General features: G+C 48.0%; 15 protein-coding genes. 10 read left to right on the plus strand and 5 right to left on the minus strand.

Translation table 11 applies throughout. The features are described 5' to 3' along the window. The first annotated feature begins 18 nt into the window (after positions 1-18). From napG to napB, 3 genes are read left to right on the plus strand one after another with little or no spacing between them, the layout of a single operon-like run. A complete protein-coding gene (gene napG, locus M0415_RS13600; protein WP_086902829.1) occupies positions 19-753 on the plus strand; it encodes a ferredoxin-type protein NapG in 735 nt (244 codons plus the stop codon). After that, positions 750-1,739, plus strand: a complete 990-nt coding sequence (napH, locus tag M0415_RS13605; RefSeq protein WP_086902828.1) for a quinol dehydrogenase ferredoxin subunit NapH — start codon at positions 750-752, stop codon at positions 1,737-1,739. The genes napG and napH overlap by 4 nt, the downstream gene beginning before the upstream one ends. Next, positions 1,736-2,167 carry a nitrate reductase cytochrome c-type subunit NapB gene (napB, locus tag M0415_RS13610; RefSeq protein WP_249556179.1) on the plus strand — a complete coding sequence of 144 codons (432 nt, stop codon included), beginning with the start codon at positions 1,736-1,738 and terminating at the stop codon, positions 2,165-2,167. The genes napH and napB overlap by 4 nt, the downstream gene beginning before the upstream one ends. Before the next feature lie 252 nt (positions 2,168-2,419). On the opposite strand, the gene M0415_RS13615 is transcribed toward napB, so the two are convergent. Then, entirely contained in the window at positions 2,420-2,572 is a 153-nt protein-coding gene (locus tag M0415_RS13615) for a hypothetical protein (RefSeq protein ID WP_011621497.1), read from the minus strand. 94 nt (positions 2,573-2,666) lie between these two features. Between M0415_RS13615 and M0415_RS13620 the strand changes: the two genes are divergently transcribed. Next, positions 2,667-3,554, plus strand: coding sequence for a LysR family transcriptional regulator (locus M0415_RS13620; protein ID WP_088210210.1), 888 nt, complete (start codon positions 2,667-2,669; stop codon positions 3,552-3,554). 138 nt (positions 3,555-3,692) lie between these two features. Here the strand turns inward: M0415_RS13620 and fusA are convergent, their stop codons facing one another. From fusA to M0415_RS13635, 3 genes are all read right to left on the minus strand, one after another. Continuing rightward, entirely contained in the window at positions 3,693-5,786 is a 2,094-nt protein-coding gene (fusA, locus tag M0415_RS13625) for an elongation factor G (RefSeq protein WP_086902824.1), read from the minus strand. A gap of 449 nt (positions 5,787-6,235) precedes the next feature. Continuing rightward, positions 6,236-7,687 (minus strand): diguanylate cyclase, encoded by a 1,452-nt coding sequence (locus tag M0415_RS13630; RefSeq protein WP_249556180.1) that lies wholly within the window; start codon positions 7,685-7,687, stop codon positions 6,236-6,238. A 190-nt stretch (positions 7,688-7,877) separates the two neighbouring features. Beyond that, positions 7,878-12,431 carry an ATP-binding protein gene (locus M0415_RS13635; RefSeq protein WP_249556181.1) on the minus strand — a complete coding sequence of 1,518 codons (4,554 nt, stop codon included), beginning with the start codon at positions 12,429-12,431 and terminating at the stop codon, positions 7,878-7,880. Positions 12,432-12,553: 122 nt separating this feature from the next. Here M0415_RS13635 and M0415_RS13640 point away from each other — a divergent pair, with 122 nt between their 5' ends. Then, positions 12,554-13,465 carry a LysR family transcriptional regulator gene (locus M0415_RS13640; protein ID WP_011621492.1) on the plus strand — a complete coding sequence of 304 codons (912 nt, stop codon included), beginning with the start codon at positions 12,554-12,556 and terminating at the stop codon, positions 13,463-13,465. Between the two features lie 298 nt (positions 13,466-13,763). Here M0415_RS13640 and blaOXA read toward each other — a convergent pair whose 3' ends face one another. Then, a complete protein-coding gene (blaOXA, locus tag M0415_RS13645) occupies positions 13,764-14,561 on the minus strand; it encodes an OXA-48 family class D beta-lactamase (protein ID WP_249556182.1) in 798 nt (265 codons plus the stop codon). 369 nt (positions 14,562-14,930) lie between these two features. On the opposite strand from blaOXA, the gene M0415_RS13650 reads away from it, so the two are divergent. From M0415_RS13650 to gshB, 5 genes are all read left to right on the plus strand, one after another. Then, entirely contained in the window at positions 14,931-16,088 is a 1,158-nt protein-coding gene (locus M0415_RS13650; protein ID WP_249556183.1) for a PA0049 C-terminal domain-containing protein, read from the plus strand. A gap of 178 nt (positions 16,089-16,266) precedes the next feature. Continuing rightward, positions 16,267-16,878, plus strand: a complete 612-nt coding sequence (locus M0415_RS13655) for a SprT family zinc-dependent metalloprotease (protein WP_249556184.1) — start codon at positions 16,267-16,269, stop codon at positions 16,876-16,878. Positions 16,879-17,004: 126 nt separating this feature from the next. Next, positions 17,005-17,781 carry an endonuclease EndA gene (endA, locus tag M0415_RS13660; RefSeq protein WP_220058195.1) on the plus strand — a complete coding sequence of 259 codons (777 nt, stop codon included), beginning with the start codon at positions 17,005-17,007 and terminating at the stop codon, positions 17,779-17,781. An 8-nt stretch (positions 17,782-17,789) separates the two neighbouring features. Then, entirely contained in the window at positions 17,790-18,521 is a 732-nt protein-coding gene (gene rsmE / locus M0415_RS13665) for a 16S rRNA (uracil(1498)-N(3))-methyltransferase (protein ID WP_249556185.1), read from the plus strand. Positions 18,522-18,606: 85 nt separating this feature from the next. Beyond that, positions 18,607-19,554 carry a glutathione synthase gene (gene gshB, locus M0415_RS13670; protein ID WP_249556186.1) on the plus strand — a complete coding sequence of 316 codons (948 nt, stop codon included), beginning with the start codon at positions 18,607-18,609 and terminating at the stop codon, positions 19,552-19,554. Positions 19,555-19,559: the final 5 nt, after the last annotated feature.

Raw genomic sequence — 19,559 nt, forward strand, 5'->3', positions numbered from 1 at the left:
GTGATTAAGGTGTCTAAGGTGAGTCAGCAAGTGAAGAGTCCATTAACAGTCAAGCAAGTCAATCGTCGTCAGTTTTTGGCCACGACGGCTAAGGCTGGCTGTGTGATGGGGCTCGTGGGATTAGGCTTGACGGCCACGGCAAAAAGCCAAGGCCAACTCGCCCCCCAAGCTTGCAGACCGCCGGGAGCCCTTGAAGAAAGTGATTTTCTCTCCGCCTGCGTGCGTTGCGGTTTGTGTGTCGAGGCTTGCCCCTACAACACCCTATCGCTAGCACGCTGGTTCGATGGCGCCGCCACTGGCACGCCGTTCTTTACAGCAAGACGCATTCCCTGCGAAATGTGTGAGGACATTCCCTGCATCAAAGCCTGCCCATCGGGCGCGCTTGATCCTCAACTTGAGCAAATTAGCGACGCTAAGATGGGGGTTGCGGTACTGATAGATGAGAAAAATTGCCTCAACTTTAAGGGATTACGTTGTGATGTCTGTTATCGGGTTTGTCCGTTAATCGACAATGCCATCACCTTAGAACGCCAACGCAATCAACATAGCGATCACCACGCCATGTTTTTACCCACAGTCAACAGCGATACCTGCACGGGTTGCGGTAAATGCGAGCATGCCTGCGTGCTCGACACGGCCGCAATTAAGGTGTTACCGACCGCTCTGGCGCTCGGTAAAGCGGCGGCGCATGACACTTATATCAACACCGAGGAAACCACCTTAGAGATGTTGAATAAGGGGCTAACGCTATGAGTAACAAGTCTATGAATAACCAGACGGTGAACTCAAAAGCTAAGGCTCACATGCAAGGCGAGCATGCCGCAGCCATTGCAGAACTCGGATGGTTTGGCGCACACAAATATTTGCTGCTACGCCGCGCAGTGCAATTTGGCTTATTAGGCCTATTTGCACTGGGGCCACTTTTAGGAATTTGGCTATTTAAGGGAAATTTATCGGCCAGTTTACTGCTCGATACCATTCCCTTTGCCGATCCACTGGTGAGCTTACAAATGCTGGCAAGCGGGCATATTCCCGAGCTTAGTCTACTGATAGGCGCAGCCTTGATAGTACTGTTTTATGCCCTCGCCGGTGGCCGGGTGTTTTGCAGTTGGGTGTGTCCGGTCAATCTGGTTACCGATGCCGCAAGCTGGCTCAGACGTAAATTGAACCTTCCTCGCAGCAGCGAGTTGCCGCGCAATTTACGTTATTACCTGCTGGCACTCGTGCTGTTATTGCCACTGCTCACGGGCAACTTGATTTGGGAATGGGTTAACCCAGTCCCCTTAGTCTATCGCGCCGTGTTATTTGGCAGTCTCAGTGGTGTATGGATCTTAGCGGCGATATTTCTGCTGGATCTGTTTATCGCCGAGCGCGCTTGGTGTGGTCACCTGTGTCCAACAGGCGCCCTGTTTGGCTTAATCGGCAAATGGAGCCCCATCAAAATCGTCGCCAGCAAAGCCAGTGCCTGTGATAACTGCATGGACTGTTTTAGCGTTTGCCCCGAGCGCCAGGTATTAAAGCCGGCGTTAAAAGGGCAAAACCCGGTGATCACTAGCCCTGACTGCACCCAATGCGGTCGCTGTATCGATGTCTGCGCACAACGCGTATTTCGCTATCAAACACGCTTTACGGCCACTCAGGCTCAACTTAGTACAGGCGATTCGACCGATTGTCAGTCGCCATTAACCACTTCACCAATTCGTCAACACATTGCCCCCAAGGCGGAGAATGACCAATGAAAAAAATACTCACCTTAGCTGCGATTGTATTAGCCATCGGCGGCTGCTCAGGCCAACAAGCAGACACGCAAGCCACACCCGTAAACATTAAATCCCTCGCCGGCGATAGCGCGGTAACGGATATTCGCCCCGCCGATGCCATGCCCGTCTACCCAAGCCGTGGCAAGGCGTTAGAGCGCAGCTTTACCGACCAACCGCCACTCATTCCCCATAAGGATGATTACAAAATCACTATGGATAAGAATGGCTGTTTAACCTGCCACAGCTGGGATAAAGCCCCGCGGATGAAGGCTACGCCAGTGGCGAAATCCCACGTAGTCGATGATAAAGGCACACTCAATGGCCATAATTATTTCTGCACCCAATGCCACGTGGCACAGGCAGAAAACAAGGCGCCTTTAGTCGAGAACAAATTCTCAAATCAATAACACAGCACTTCCCTGCCCACAAAAGCCACTGCTAACCCAGTGGCTTTTTATTTTCAGCAATAACACCTCAGCACTAAGCTTTGCCCGCTAAGTGTTTAAAGCATAATGTTAAGAGCGCCGCTAAAACTGAAGATTCAGACACAGAGAGTGCAATGTAAGGACTAAACAATCATGCAATAAGATAGGAGTGAGGAAAGAAAACTGGCGGTAAGAGGATACAAACAAGAAACGACCTAAAAGTAAAAACCCAGCCTAGGCTGGGTTTACTTGTTGTTTTGCTTTATGCAAATCACCCGCTGGAGCCGTTAATCTGGTTTGCGCCGCTTTAGCTGTTTGCACATTCTTTGCTTCAGGCATCGCCGCCTGCCACAAAGCACCTACCCATAAACTCGATGTGGATTTCATTGGTTATTCCCCTTTTCTGTTAACGAGCTCAAAGTAATACTTAGGCCATCATCAGTAAAATGAATTAACGCCATACCATGGATTCCATTTAAGCATGAATATTCCAATCAAGACCTTGCAATGTTTTCTGATCCTCGTCGAAACGGAAAACTTCACTCGAGCCGCGGAAAAATGCTTTATCACCCAGCCGACGCTCAGCAAGATCATCCAAAGGCTCGAAGAGAGCTTAGGAGAGACGCTGCTGATACGTAACAATCAAAAGGTCGAGCTGACCCAAGCAGGACAACTGTTTGAGCACAGCGCGCGAGAAATTCTCGGTCAGTGGCATAGATTGCAGGAGGACATGAGTAACTTAAGTGGGCTAAAGACGGGGCGATTAAGATTAGGCGTCTGCCCTATGATGAGCAGTTTAATTATCGGGCTGCTTACCAGTTACCGGAAACGCTATCCCGGCGTAGAGCTGCAAATGTATGAATACGGCGGGTTTGGTTGTGAACAGGCACTGCTGAATAACAGCTTAGACATCGCCTTTACCGCGCTGCCAACCACCCATGAGACCGAGTTGGTTAACCAACCTCTGACCAAATATCCCCTGCTCGCTTGTTTGCCCGACGGGCATCCACTTACCGCTAAATCACACCTCAGCTGGCAGGATTTTGAGCCCTATCCCTTTATTCTCTACAACGAAGATTTTTCCTTGGCTAAGCTAATCAATCGCCTGAGTCGTAAGGCGGGAGTGCAACTCAATATCGCGTTTCGAAGTGGCCAATGGGACTTCCTCGCGGCCATGGTCGAAGCCGATATGGGACTGGCGATTTTACCCGAACCTATTTGCCAAAAACTCAGTACCAGCAAGTTAGTATTTAGACCTATGCAACCAGCTATGACCTGGGATTTAGCCCTTATCTGGCGACAAAATCTGCCTTTAACCCCTGCGGCCAATGCGTTACTGGAATTGAGTAAACAGAAAGCACTGCGTTAAACAGCTCCTTCAAGGCTTGGGCTTGGACTAAGCCTTAAGCTGCACCACTCAAGCTATGTTTATCCTTAAATTTCACCCATAAAAAAACCGCTACTAGCCTAGGCTTAGCAGCGGTTTCTATTTAGAGGCAGTTAAGAATTACTTCTTAGCTTCAGCAGCTTTACGCTCTTTAACTTGCTCAACAACTTTGTCCGCAACGCTGTTTGGACATGGGCTGTAGTGTGAGAACTCCATAGAGAACTGACCACGGCCAGAAGTCATTGTACGCAGAGTACCGATGTAACCGAACATTTCTGATAACGGAACGTCAGCCTTAACGCGAACACCTGTTACACCAGCAACTTGGTCTTTGATCATACCGCGACGACGGTTTAAGTCACCGATTACGTCACCCACGTTGTCTTCTGGGCTGAACACGTCAACTTTCATGATTGGCTCAAGCAGTTGTGGTTTAGCTTTAGCAATAGATTGACGGAATGCCGCTTTAGCAGCGATTTCGAACGCGATTGCTGAAGAGTCAACTGCGTGGTAAGCACCGTCAGTCAGTTCGAACTCAACGTCTAACACTGGGAAGCCAGCGATAGTACCAGTGTTCATCATGCTCGCGAAGCCTTTCTCAACTGCTGGCCAGTATTCCTTAGGAACGTTACCACCGACAACTGAAGACTTGAACACGAAGCCAGAGTTTGGCTCACCTGGGCGGATGATGTATTCGATCTTACCGAATTGACCTGAACCACCAGATTGTTTCTTGTGGGTGTATTGGTCTTCAACCATTTGAGTAATGGTTTCACGGTATGCTACTTGTGGTTCACCCACGATCAGCTCAACACCGTAAGTACGCTTCAGGATGTCCACTTTAATGTCTAAGTGCAGTTCACCCATACCTTTAAGAATGGTTTCACCTGAATCTTCGTCAGTTTCTACGCGGAAAGATGGATCTTCTGCGATCATCTTACCGATAGCGATAGCCATCTTCTCGCTGCCGCCTTTATCTTTTGGTGCTACTGCGATAGAGATAACTGGCTCTGGGAACACCATGGCTTCCAGAGTACATGGGTGCTTAACATCACACAGAGTGTGACCAGTTTGTACGTTCTTCATACCCACGATAGCGATAATGTCACCAGCTTCTGCTGATTCAATTTCGATACGATCGTTTGCAAGCATTTCGCACATACGGCCGATACGCTCAGTCTTACCAGTTGCACTGTTAAGAATGGTGTCACCTTTCTTCAGACGACCAGAGTAAATACGTACGAAGGTCAGGGCGCCGAAACGGTCGTCCATGATCTTGAACGCTAATGCTTTTAAAGACTCGTCAGCAGAAACGATTGCGTATTCGCCAGTTTCGTTGCCTTCTTCGTCAGTTAAAGGTTGTGGATCAACTTCGTTTGGTGCTGGCAGGTAGTCAACAACCGCGTCTAAAACCAGTTGCATACCTTTGTTCTTAAACGCTGAACCACAGAATGTTGGGAAGAATGCCATAGTACGAGTACCCTTACGGATACAACGCTTCAGGTCTTCAATAGATGGCTCTTCGCCTTCCATGTAAGCTTCCAGCAGATCGTCATCTTGCTCAACAGCCGTTTCGATCAGCTGTTCACGGTATTCTTCAACTAAGTCAACCATGTCAGCAGGGATCTCTTGGATAGAGTAGTTTTCTGGTAAACCAGTTTCATCCCACACGTAAGCTTGGCGAGTTAACAGGTCAACAACACCTTTGAACTCATCTTCAATACCGATTGGCAGAACCATAACCAATGGTGTAGCAGCTAAAACGTCTTTAGTCTGCTTCACAACGCGTAAAAAGTCAGCACCCATACGGTCTAACTTGTTTACGAAGATGATACGAGCAACTTCAGATTCGTTAGCATAGCGCCAGTTAGTTTCTGATTGCGGCTCAACACCACCAGAACCACAGAAGACAGCGATACCGCCGTCAAGAACCTTCAGAGAACGGTAAACTTCAACTGTGAAGTCAACGTGTCCAGGGGTGTCAATAACGTTGAAACGGTGATCTTTCCAGAAACAGCTTACTGCTGCTGATTGAATAGTAATACCGCGCTCAGCTTCCTGAACCATGAAGTCTGTTGTAGATTCACCGTCGTGGGTTTCACCAGCTTTGTGAATTCTACCAGTTAGCTTAAGAATACGCTCGGTGGTCGTGGTTTTACCCGCGTCAACGTGAGCGAAGATACCAATGTTTCTGTATTTGGATAATTCGGTCATGATTCAACTTTAATGATTAGTTTAAGAAGTAGACGGAGTATGCGACAAACCACCGACACACCGCACATCAGATTATTTTAGGCGCATATTGTAAATTGGAACCCCGCTCTTCGCAAATGGCTCTTGCAATTTTTCACGATAAAGTCGCGGAAAAAATTAAAAAAAAATAAGAAAAATATGTGAAAACAACTAAATAAAAATTTTTAGCTCATTTATCAATCAATTACTAAAAACCTTAAAAATAAGCGTGTTTTTGTTGATATTGATGTTTTTCCATGCTTTAACGGTTCATTAAACGCAAAAATCCAGCCCTCAGACAGTGCGCCTATGGGCAATATTCCCGTTAAAATCGGTTCGATGACGCAGGTTTTCTAGGATAAATAGCCGATTTCTGAATGAAATCCGCTATGTACTGAGGAATACAGTCTATTCATCACGCTCGGCACGTACTAGAGGTGCGTCTCATCCACACAAATTTGGTCCCGTCCCAACGCTTTTGCCTGATATAGCGCCTTATCTGCCCGCTCAAAACATGACTGCATAGGCTCATTTACCGCAAGTTTGGCAATCCCAAAACTACAGGTAAGCCGCACATCACCACTGAAATGATAATCTTTGATGGCGTGAGCTATCCGCTGACATAATGATTTAACGGCATCGAGCGATGTTTGATGGCAGAGGATCACAAACTCTTCCCCGCCCCAGCGCGCCACCACATCGCTTTCGCGCACGCAGTGCTGCAATACCGAGGACAACTCCATCAAAATTTTATCCCCAATCGCATGACCTAAGGTGTCATTGATCTCTTTAAAAAAATCGATATCTAACATCACCAAGCAAATAGCGCCTTCCATGGAGATAGCGGCGCGATGTTCGTGAACAAACTGGCGGTTAAAGTAATGCCGATTGTAGAGTTTAGTGAGTGGGTCATGGGTTGATAAAAATTCAAGCTCGGCATTACTTTGCTCTAATTGCAGGCGCAAAACCTCAAGTTGCTGGTTTTTATCGGTTAAACGTCGATTGTAACGGCTGATAACATAAGTGCGAGTCACGAGTAAAAATATCACCAACAGAGTGCCAGCAATGACCTGATAGATAAGCAGATAGTTAGTTTCATCGATAATGGTGATATTGTTCCACTTCTGATAAATCCGGATCCGCTCCAGTTCGTCCACATTATCCAATACCTGATTGATGATCGGCAGCAACGCCTCATGCCCCAAGCTCACTCCGACCCGCAGTTCATCCTCAGGGCCGCCCCAGCCAGCAATTTTAAGATGATTGAATCCCGTCTGCTGGATATAGGCATTAACCGAAAACATCGAGCCGACAAAGAGGTCAACTTTTTTCTCAAGCACGGCCTCAAGCCCCGCAGGCTCGCTCGCCACTTTAATGGTGTGAACATTGGGATAGTAATGGTGAATATACTCGGCCAGACGATAGCCATCGGGCACAGCCAAGGTGCGTGAACCGATGTTTTCAAAGCCCTGTAAAAAGGGTTGCTCCTTGAGCGACACTAAAACATTGGGGGAGCGAAAATACACATGGCTGAAATGTAAAAACTGCTCTCGAGTCGCCGTCTTATTGAGTAACGGGGTTAAATCGCAGCGCCCCGTTTGCAGAAAATGCAAGGTTTGTGTCCAAGATGTCGTGGGAACCAAGCTGAACTTTAACGACGAATGGGCTTCGATATAACGAATATAATCCGACGAAATCCCCACATGTTGACCATCACGAATCGCTTCGTAGGGCAACCAATCGGGGTCGACGCAATAACGCACCAACTGAGTCGCATGGTTAGCGTCTTCAGCAGCATTGAGGTAAGTTGAGGCCAAACGCTCGGCATTCCCAGATAATGGAGAGCATAAACAAAGGAGTAAAACCCAGTATCTGCAACCCATGGCACCTCTCGATTCGACCCGCTAGCAATCAGACAAAGTCAAAAAAGTGTATACGCGATATTAAGATAATACCAATAAGCCTTAATTTGAGTATGGAAATAGCCTAAGGGTTTGTCTATGCAACATTCATTAGGATAAAAAAATACCCGCCAATTGGCGGGTATTTCGTTTAAGCAGTCTGCTTTACTGATTAATCTTCTACGGGTGATACCACAAAGAGTAAGTCACCTTGAGATACTTGCTGACCATTGCTGTTCAGAATACGCTCGATGCGATACTTCTTATCTTCTGGGTACAGCACAGCGCCTTGACGGTTGAAGCCGGCTAAGTTCACTTGTGAGAACATCTTCATCGCTTCAGTTAACGCAAGCGTCTGATCTGCAGTCACAATATCACCTTCTTTCACGAAATCAGGTTCGCCAGGCGCTGGAGAGGTATAGAAGATACCTGCGCCTTGGGCTAATACTTTCAGCTCGTTACTTTCACCGACACGCAGTGACTCTGTGTCTACACCCACGGTTTCGGCAGCGGCTTCCATTTCAGCGATCAGCGCTGGAATGTCGAGCTCAGCCATGAAACGTGGCAGGTAGTTAGTGTCATATACGCCTTCTTTGAAGGTGCCATCGCTTAGGATCAGTTTCAGCAATGGAATATTAGTCGCGATACCTTTGAGTACTACGCTGTCTAAGTAAGCGTGTAGTTTCGCGATAACGTCTTCACGGTTTTCACCGCGCATAATCACCTGAGCGATTAAGCTGTCGTAGTATGGCGATACTTCTTTACCTGGGGCGGCAATCGAGATGATTTCCACATCTGGATGATCTGGGAATACACATTCGGTGATCTTGCCAGGATTTGGGATCAGTTGGAGTACACCATGGCTGTCCAGTGCTGCTTTTTCTGCAGTCACACGCACTTCCATCGCATAACCGATTTCTTTCGGCTCGAGGTTCTCGATTGAACGGCCCGCAGCGATATCAAACTGCGCGCTCACGATATCGATACCAGAAGTCGCTTCAGTTACTGGATGCTCTACCTGTAGACGAGTGTTCATTTCCATGAAGTACACTTCGTTCGCATCTAAGTTATAGATGAACTCAACAGTACCTGCGCCCATGTAATCGGTCGCATCACCTAAAGCACGGGTGTAATCCAGTACTTGTTTCTTCAGTTCTTCTGGCAGCATAGTTGAGCCAGATTCTTCGACCACTTTCTGGTTGTTACGTTGAACCGAACAGTCACGTAAACCCAGCACCTTAGCGTTGCCGAACTTGTCACGCAGTAACTGCACTTCGATATGACGCAGTGAGGTTACATATTTCTCTAAGTACAAGTCGCCGTTACCAAAGGCCGCAGCCGCTTCGGTAGAGGTTTTTTGGAATAAACCAATCATATCCTCAGGACGTTTAACGACCTGAATACCTTTACCGCCACCACCTTGTACCGCTTTAAGCAGCACTGGGTAACCAATTTCATTGGCCACGTTCACCGCTTGCTCAGCGTTTGTAAGAATACCGTGTGAACCTGGTACTACTGGTACGTTTTGGCTTTGTGAAGTCTTAATCGCGTTCGACTTGTTACCCATAGTCGTCATTGAATGCACGCTAGGACCAACGAAGTTTACCCCATTGTTCACACACAATGCCGCAAATTGTGGGCTTTCAGACAGGAAGCCGATACCTGGGTGCAGTGCATCAACTTGCTCGTATTCGGCAACTTTCAACACTGAGTATGCGTTCAGGTAACTTTCGTCAGAAGTGTTACCCCCTAAGCAGACTAACTTGTCTGAATCTTTCAACATATCCGCAGGTACGGCGGTCATGTCAGGATCTGACGCCACTAATACCACGTTGATATCGTTATCGTGAGCCTTACGGATCAGCTTAACAGCGGTACAACCACGGGCATGAACCAATACTTTGTTAATTGGTTTCATTAACTTACGTGGGTCGTTTTGAACAATCACTTCTTCTTCAACAGGCGCTTCAACAACCAGTGTTGATAGGGCGTTGATGATCACGTCATTGATCTTCGCCGTTGGCATTGGCATCAGAGGATCGATACTCGCCAATTGATTATCTAAGGTTTCGCTAAATGGGTTGTGGACTAAGCCCGCCATTGCACCTGGTACTTTCGACAAGTAGTTAGACAGTGTCGAAGTCGAAGGCAAGTAAGCAGGAACCACCATTTGACCCGCGAATGGCATGTTAGTACCAGACAGGTAATAGGTTTGCACTAATGGGTGAGTCACGAAACTCGCCTGTGCACCACCGGTACAGTCACCAAAACCAAACATCAGTACTGGCAGCTCGTTATCACGGATAAAACGAGTGATACGGTCGTTCACAACAGCCATAGAGAACAGTGCCGCAGCACCTTCTTTCGTTTGCATACCGCCTGAGCTGATAAAGCAAACCACAGGTAGCTTACGCTTAGCACACTCGATCAGCAGCGCAGAGAATTTCTCGGCACTCGCCATATCGAAGGCTCCAGCTTGGAATGCGGTGTTAGACACAGCCACACCCACACGGACTTTTTGACCTTTTTCTTTAAAGTCAGCAATACCTGTGATCAGACCGCAAGGACGAATACCTTTATCCAACGCATCTTCGATTGAGAGACGGAAACCAGGGAAGTTCAGCAAGTTGGCCGACATCTTGTCGCCATTGATTTCTTCAAAGTGAGTGAAGAATTGCTTAATCACATTTTCCCATGTCATCTTGCCGGTACGTTTTTCGTCACGTAATACTTTTTGGATCAGTAAGTCCTGATAACCCATGGTCAAGCGGTTCCAGAAGTCCTTACGACGACCGATACGCACAGGGTTAATCGCGCCAGTGTACTTGCTGTTATCGCTTTCACTGTCGAAGTATTCAGGCAGTAAACGCTCGAAGAAGTAAGTCAGGATAACGAATAAACTGTCGTTAAGTTGTGGGAAGCCCACACTCTTCCACTGCTCCACACGCACCAATAAGTCAGCACGGTTAGATTGGCCCATAAAGTACTTAAGCCACTTGTAGAATTTCGCTTTATCGTTAGCGGTATCCTGAGTCGACAGCGCATGGTCAATTGACTTGTGCAGCAGATTGTTCACTGAATTGCGCGACAAGCTCTTCGCCATCATGGCTTCTTTCGCGATAGACGCTAAGCTGCCCACAACGTTGTCGTACAGTGAGTTAAAGATCAGGATGTTATGACATTGCCAAATGAAGTCTTCACGCAGTTCATCGTTCACAACCACATCGAGCACAGTCAGTTGATTCAGTTCAGGCCACTTGGCTTGAGTCACTGACTTTGGCAGATTTTCAAGGTGCTGGATTAAGCCCTTGAAGTTGTTTGCCGCATTGCTCTTCCAGCGGTGATATAAAGACCAACCGATGTTAAATAACAGCGCCTTACGTGCTTTTTTGTAGTTCTCTTTTGGTTCACCCAAAATCAAACGCGTTAGCATGTTACGCTCGGTAGACACTTCATCGCGCTTAGCAATAAAGTTCGCCCACAGCTTGTTTAGATCTTCATCGTAAACCAGCTTATCAGGGCTTGATAACCAAGCTTGGAATACACGGTCTTGCTCTTGCTGGATACGTGCTAACAAGTCACCTTCAGGCACGCTAACACGTGACAAACGTCCGTATTGTTCCTGAGAGATTGAATGAATGCGGCTACGCAGCGTTAAATAACGCAGGTAACGGTAAGCACTACCAAACAGGTTGTGGTGGTTGGTTGGGCTAGTTGCCACGGCCAATTCCGCGTTTAACTCTAACGCCATCAGGTTTTTAGATGGGCTGAGGAAACGCGCTAAACTGCGGTCATAGTGCTCACGTAAATCTTTAGATTCACGCACAAAGTTGATGGCTGCACGTTCAACAGCTTCGATACTGCTGATGATAGCGCGGCGTAAATTGTGCTGACGCTCGTCACGGTCACCTGGAGAGAAATCGATGATGCCATCGATACAACCCGCGGTGTAAAGCTCTTCTGGAGACACGCCCACAGACTTAGCACATTCCTGCCATGACAGGTTGTACTTACGCGCAATACTCTGCAGACCTTGTGGCTGAATCGTGTTGAAAATACCATCGCGCAGCGATAACAGGATGTTGGCCGCCGCTAATGGAATTGCGCCGCCCGAGTAACCCGCACCGATAACGATACCGACTGTTGGCACGTCAACGTTGGCACTCTCAGCGATCGCCTTAGAAATAGAATGGGCTTGGTTTTGGCTGTTAGCCACTTCGCCCGCATCGGCCCCAGGGGTGTCGATGAGATAAACGATAGGCATAGACAATTCGGCGAAATGACGAATCGCTTTACAGGCCGCATAGTGATGTTCAGGCATCCACGCGCCGTTAGCAGTGGTACGCTCTTGGGCAATAAAACCGATACGACGAGTGCGTGAACCGAAATTCAGCTCGACCTCAGCGCTGTAGAAAGAACCCAAGTGAGTTTCGGTAATCAAGCGACCTTTTAGGTCAGCAATGATACGTTTTGCACCAGGACGACCTTTATCTTGGGTCGGCTGGATCACTTTTGCGACGTAACCATCGACATCTAAAGATGCCAAGTCTTTTAAATTTGCCTGAATGGCGTCATCGTTTAAAAGACCTTTAATTTCATCTGATAAGCTCTGTTTACTGTGTTTAGGAAACAGAGAAAAATCTTTTGCCAAATGCTCGGCTTGTAAAAAAAGCGGATCGGGCGTTTGGGCTTGAGTCATGTGTGTGGGCTGATTATTGCTGGTCATCAAAAGATCCTCTGCTTTAGCCTCTGAAAATTTTTAGCCAATAAATATAACTTTGTTATCCCGCCAAATGCCATTAAACTGCATAAGACGCTATGTTCCAAATATGAGACAGTGGGAAAAACATGCCAGATTTAAACGGTATGATGCTATTTGCAGCCGTAGTTAGAGCGAAGGGATTCTCCCAAGCTGCACGTGAAACCGGCCACCCAAAATCCACCATAAGTCGCAAAATCGCGCAGCTCGAAGAAGAACTTGGCGTGCGATTATTACAACGCGACACCCGCAACTTAAGCCTTACTCAAGTCGGGGCCCTCTTTTATCAACACTGTGATTCCATTCGCAATGAGGTGGAAGCGGCCAAGGCTGTTATCGAGAGTACCCATGATGATGTGTCAGGATCATTACGGATAGCTATTCCAGTCTCTTTTAGCCAAGAATTAATCGCTAACCTCTGTAGCGGATTCATGCGTTTATATCCCAATGTGGAATTAGATGTCCAGTTTACCGACAACGATATCGGTTTAGTGGGTGAAGGATATGACATAGCTATCAAATATGGGCCACTGCAATCCTCTGATCTTGTTGCAAGATTACTGTTCGAGCGCCAACCTATTCTCGTGGCAAGCCCGGCTTATTTAAAAGCCCGAGGCACGCCTGCTACACCCAAGGAATTAAGTGAACACAGTGGTATCTTACTCGGGACATCACGCTCTGCGCCCATTTGGCCACTGGGTAAAGGCGCACGTAAGACCATGGTGAATTTTCAACGTAAGGTTAGGGTTAATAGCCCTATTATGGTCAAGCAATTAGCCCTCGATGACTTTGGTATTGCCATGCTGTCCAACTCCGCCTGCAAGACGGAATTGGCGAATGGTCAACTGGTTCCCATACTACAAGAATGGCCGATCGAACCCTTTAAGGTCTATGGGGTGTATTCGAGCCGTCGCCAATTAGCCACTAATATCAGTGCCTTCTTGGACTTTTTCGTCAAACGCTTTAGTAGCCAAGAAAGCCTGCAATCCTTGATGGGCTAAGCACTTTATCGCAGCGGTATTCTCCTTTCCTTACATCGCCACGCCTTTACTCACACCACCATTGTGAACATCTATTTTAAGGGATAATAAAAAAGCCTAGCGAATTGGCTAGGCTTTTTGCGTTTAGGAATGAGAGGCTAATGCTCAGGCAGACGTTAACACTAAGCATCTGTCTATTGGGCCTAACCTAATTAAATATGAGCCATTGGGTATAAGCGCATCGAACATAAGCATTTTGTCCATATATCTTTACACCTTATATGACTGCTATTTTACACAAATGCGCCGCTAACCATTTCTAAGGAATAATTTTTTCCTGTTTCAGCACTGCTTTCGTAATGCTTTGACGCAACCCTAAGCCCTCAGCGGTGGGCATATCCATATTAGTCGCGAAGAACCACACATTGTCATCGAGTTCGACCCAGCCAACCCACCAACCAATTTTCGGTTCAATTCTGACCGAATAGCCAGTTTTCGCCCGGATGATATAGTCAGCATTTGCCTCGGTCAGCATGGCTTGTTTGACAATGCGCTGACTACGCTCAGAAACGTGCAGCTTGTTGTGGTAGAGCTTGCGTAAAAAAGCGATTTGCTGGGTAGCCGAAATGCGAATACCACCATCGAGCCAAAAGCTGTCTAAATTGCCCGAGATATCCTCATTGCCATAATCGAAGGCATGCAGCATTTTACTCATACGTGCCTCGCCAATTTGGCGGGCAAATCCTTGATAAACAGGCACAACCGAATACTTCATCGCGGTGATTAAATCATGGTCACGATTCCACGCGGCGATATCACGCGTCTGTCCATCCCATTTAAAGACTTGATGTTCATCCTTAACCACGCCTAAGTCCAAGGCAATTAAACTGTTTGGGATCTTAAAGGTCGATGCTGGTAAAAATGCTTGGTTTGCCCGTTTAAGATCGTTAGTAAAACCCTTCTGTTTATTCTCGTTCCAGAGCACAACCACGCCTTGGGTTTTATGTTCGCTAAAGTGAGCATTCCAGCTCTTGTTCTCTTGCCACTCCTTCGCTACCGCAGGCATGCCAATCATCGTTGTCACCATCAACACAGCCGATAAGGCTAACGCACGCATAATGTCCCCTTGCCTAATGCAATAAATCCATAAAAATAAGGCGCTAAGAGTAGCACCGTCTTGGCGGGCTTTCCCTAGCAAACTGCTGACCAATTGTGGCAGAAAAAAGGCACGCAGCTAAAGCGAGAGATTGCCAATGCTTGCAGTCAACGAAACGAACTCACAACCTAAAAACGCCACTTAGATAACATCTATATACAAAACAGGAATAAGATCCTCGAATCACTTTAGGTAAACTCTTATACTCAAAGCAATCATTGTGACTTTTTGGCATAAGTTACATCCGCTCTAGGATGAAGCAAACCAGAACGCCTTAGGAACATCGCCCTTTTCCAGCATAATAAGTGATTAAAATAAAAGGAAACGCCAATGTTAAAGCCCAGTCTCGCTTTTATCCTCGCCAGCACAGTGGTGCAAACCGCAGCTGCCGTACAACTCCTAGGAGATGTGGAAGTTTCCCGCATTCCCACCGCTGAAAAAGCCATGGCTGAGGTGGTAAATCGCTATCAAGCCTTGGATGAAGGCTTGGCTAATCAATTATCTGCACAAAAGAATGAACGCGATGCAACCCAACTTGCCGCTCGTCAAGGACACAGACTGTGGCAACAGGCGGTGCGTGATGTGCAGTCAGGGCACTTTGACGACAGATCCCTCTATTGGGCTCGGCTCTCAATGTTAAATAGCATCAAGAGTAATAGCGCTAATTTCAAAATGGCCGATTGGCAACAGCAGATTTTAGCCAGCGCCGTCGAAAAGGCATCTCGCGGTTTCAGCGATATCCAATACGATGACGATGTGCAGGTGAAAATCTTCCTGACGGGATTCGACCCTTTCTTCCTCGATAAAGACATCAGCCAGAGCAATCCTTCGGGCTTAGTCGCCCTCGCCCTCGATGGTTTTAGGTTTGATATCAACGGCAAAAAAGCCCAAATCGAAACCGCGATGCTCCCGGTGCGCTTCGAGGATTTTGACCAAGGCATTATCGAGTCCTTGCTAAGCCCGATTTATCGCGATCCTAAAACCCAGTTTGTCTTTACCGTTAGCATGGGCCGCAGTGACTTTGATATTGAACGCTTCCCCGGCCGTAACCGTAGCGCCGCCGCGCCGGATAACCAAAATCTGTACACAGGTGGGAGCAAAACTGCGCCTGTCGCCCCAAAACTCAACGGTAAAGACTTTATCGGCCCAGAATTTGTTGAGTTTTCACTGCCCGTAGCCGCCATGCAGGTCAAAGACGGCCAATGGAAAGTCAACGACAACCATACAGTGACGACCCTAGCGCGCGGCGAATTTAATGCCAGCTCCCTAAGCGAGCTGCAAATTGAAACCTCGGTCGAAGGCTCTGGCGGTGGTTATCTCTCTAATGAGATTTCCTACCGCGCCATTGTGTTACAGCAAAAGTTCAACAGCCCTGCCAAAGTCGGCCATATCCACACACCACGAGTGAAGGGCTACGACAACGCCACCGAACAAGCGATTGTCGAGCAAGTACGCACTATGGTGATGCAGGCAGCAGCGAGCCTGTAACAGGCACAATACTGGTATTGTCGGCAAGCGTTGGTTATGATGCGAACGCTTGCCCAAACGCTTGTCGAGCCACCTTGAATAAGGGCTTTGGACTCGTGAAATCCTAATAGATGCCTTGCGATAGCGAGAGATATTGTTTACTTGATGCTTTGCAGAATAAGAGTTAACGCCTAAGTCTATGTTTAACCCGAGATCCCTACTCAGTAGCCTGCGCCGTAAAGCCATCTCATCCGCGAGTATCACACCGACAGTGGCCAATACAGCGAAAACCAACACGCCCCAACGCCAGCCAAAGCCACTGACACCGCTGCAGCAACAAATCCTGGTACGCATCGAAGACTGTTATCAGCAGGCGGAAATCTACTTTAAGCGCCCATTTGCGAGGCCGTTGACCCAGTTTACCCTGAGGGGACGGAGTGCTGGCACGGCGCATTTGCAACAGAATCGCCTGCGCTTTAATCCCGTATTGCTCAGAGAAAACAGCGAAGCCTTTTTAGCCGAAGTGGTGCCCCACGAAATCAGCCATTTACTCTGCTTTCAACTCTTTGGCAAAACCAAGCCCCATGGCCGCGAGTGGCAATCCATCATGCTCAAGTTGTTTAAGGTGAGCCCCAATACCACCCACAGTTTCGATACTCAGTCGGTTAAGTGCAAAGACTTTGAGTACCGTTGTGCCTGCGGCCCGGTTCGGCTGAGCATCCGCCGCCATAATAAAGTGCTGCGTGGTGAAACCCGTTATCTATGCAAACGCTGCCATACCCAACTCACCTTTATCGAAGCCGCCGAATAATCCGCAATACACAAAATCCTCGGCCAAAAGTACGAGCGATTTGCATAAGGCGCTGTATTTCCCTTACCATTCAGGCATAAGAGACGAGCCACAGGCTCGCGTAGTACAGATTACTTTTTGGGATAAATATTGAACAACTCCAAGATAGCCTTAAGGTCTCGGCAAGCTTTGCTGTGCCTATTCAGTTGGCTGGCGGTTTCGGCCTCAGTCAATGCCTCTCCTTCACACCCCAATAGTTTCAGCCAAGCCAAGGTCTTGTCCCAATCCTTATATCAAGGCAGCCGTCAGGGCACCCTGCCCGCGGTCAGTTTTTATTGTGGCTGTGATATCCAAATAAAGGGCAAATCCTGGAAGCCAGATCTCAACAGCTGCGGCTATCAAGTGCGTAAACAAGAGACTCGCGCCAACCGCATCGAGTGGGAGCATATAGTCCCGGCGTGGGAATTTGGTCACCAATTACAATGCTGGCAAAAGGGCGGCCGTAAAAACTGCGCCGATAACAGTAAAGAATTCAATAAAATGGAAGCGGACATGCACAATCTGGTGCCCGCAATTGGTGAAGTGAACGGCGATCGCAGCAACTTCCGTTTTAGCCAATGGAACGGTAAGGCCGACCAATATGGTCAATGCACTATGGTCATCGACTTTAAGAATCGCCAAGCCCAGCCGCCCGCCAATGCGCGTGGCAAGATTGCCCGTACTTACCTGTATATGCAGCAAACCTACGGCCTTAAAATCGCCTCGCAGCAATTAAAATTGTTCAAAGCATGGGATAAAAGCTATCCAGTTGATACTATTGAATGCAAACGCGATAACGCCATAGCGCAGATCCAAGGTAATCATAATCCCTTTGTGCAGAACGCCTGCAATGCGCCGCCACTGCGCCAACAATTAGCCGAATAAGGTCGACAATGAGAGTTCCAAGAATTTATCAACCTCAACCATTAGCCGTAAACCAACAGCTGAATTTAGATGAGGATGGCGCAGCCCATATTGGCAAAGTGCTGCGTATGGGCAGTGGCGAACACATTAGCCTGTTTAATGGCGATGGTCATGATTATCTTGCCGAAATTGTCGATGCCGGTAAAAAATCGGTCACGGTAAAAGTGTTGTCCTGTGAGGCTAATCCATCGGAGTCACCCCTCAACCTGCATTTAGGCCAAGTGATTTCCCGCGGCGATCGGATGGAGTTCACCATTCAAAAATCCGTTGAGCTAGGGGTGAATACCATTACGCCGCTATTTTCTGACCGCTGCGGCGTCAAGCTCAATGGTGAGCGTCTCGAAAAGAAAATTCAGCAATGGCAAAAGATTGTGATCAGCGCCTGTGAGCAATCCGGCCGTAGCCAAGTGCCTATCGTTCGCCCCGCCATGGAATTACAGGAATGGTGTAGCGAACCGACCAGCGCACTCAAACTCAACTTGCACCCAAGGGCGGCGCACGGTATCAATGGCTTAGATTTATCCCATACCCGTGTACGCCTGCTGATCGGCCCCGAAGGGGGATTATCGGCGGAAGAAATCGCCATGACGGAAACCTACCAGTTTACCGATGTGTTACTCGGCCCCCGAGTGCTGCGCACCGAAACCGCCTCACTCACGGCGATTACCGCGCTGCAACTTAGATTTGGTGACTTAGGGTAAAGGTTTACCGCTAACTAGCGAATCGATGACTGGCTAATCCATAAATGCTTTTTGCCTGCAACGGCAATCAATAAGGAACAGATTAATGATAAAACTCGGCATAGTGATGGACCCCATCAGTGAGATCAACATTAAGAAAGACTCCAGTTTTGCCATGCTAATGGCGGCGCAGGAAAGGGGTTACCAACTGTTTTATATGGAAATGGCCGACCTCGCTATGGTCAACGGTGTTGCCATGGGCAATATGCGTCCATTAAAGGTCGTCAACGATGCCAATAAATGGTTCGAACTGGGCGAGGCTCAAGACACGCCGCTGAGCGAGTTGAACGTGGTGTTAATGCGTAAAGACCCACCTTTTGATACCGAATTTATCTACGCCACTTACATGCTAGAGCGCGCCGAAGAGCAAGGCGTGCTGATTGTGAATAAACCGCAAAGCTTGCGTGATGCCAACGAGAAGCTATTCACCGCATGGTTTAGCGAATTTACGCCAGAGACCATCGTGACCCGCGATGCTAATCGCATCCGCGCGTTCCATCAAGCCAAGGGCGACATTATCCTCAAGCCATTAGACGGCATGGGCGGCACCTCGATTTTCCGCGTGAAGCAGGACGATCCTAACCTTGGGGTGATCATCGAAACCTTGACCCAATATGGCAACCAATACGCCATGGCACAGGCCTTTATTCCTGAAATCACCAAGGGCGACAAGCGTATTCTGGTGGTGGACGGTGAGCCCGTGCCCTACGCTTTAGCGCGTATTCCGAAAAAAGGTGAAACCCGCGGTAACTTGGCCGCAGGCGGCAGCGGTGTTGCTCAGCCGTTATCGGACTCTGATTGGAAAATCGCCCGCGCCATTGGCCCAGAGCTGAAAAAACGCGGCCTGATTTTTGTGGGTCTGGATGTGATTGGTGACAAGCTGACCGAGATTAACGTCACCAGCCCAACCTGTATCCGTGAAATCCAAGCGGCATTCGATGTGGACATTACTGGCATGCTGTTCGATGCCATCGAAGCCCGTCTTGCCCAGTAAGCTTG

The sequence above is a fragment of the Shewanella sp. 10B genome, assembly GCF_023475885.1.
Taxonomy (GTDB): Bacteria; Pseudomonadota; Gammaproteobacteria; order Enterobacterales; family Shewanellaceae; genus Shewanella; species Shewanella mangrovisoli.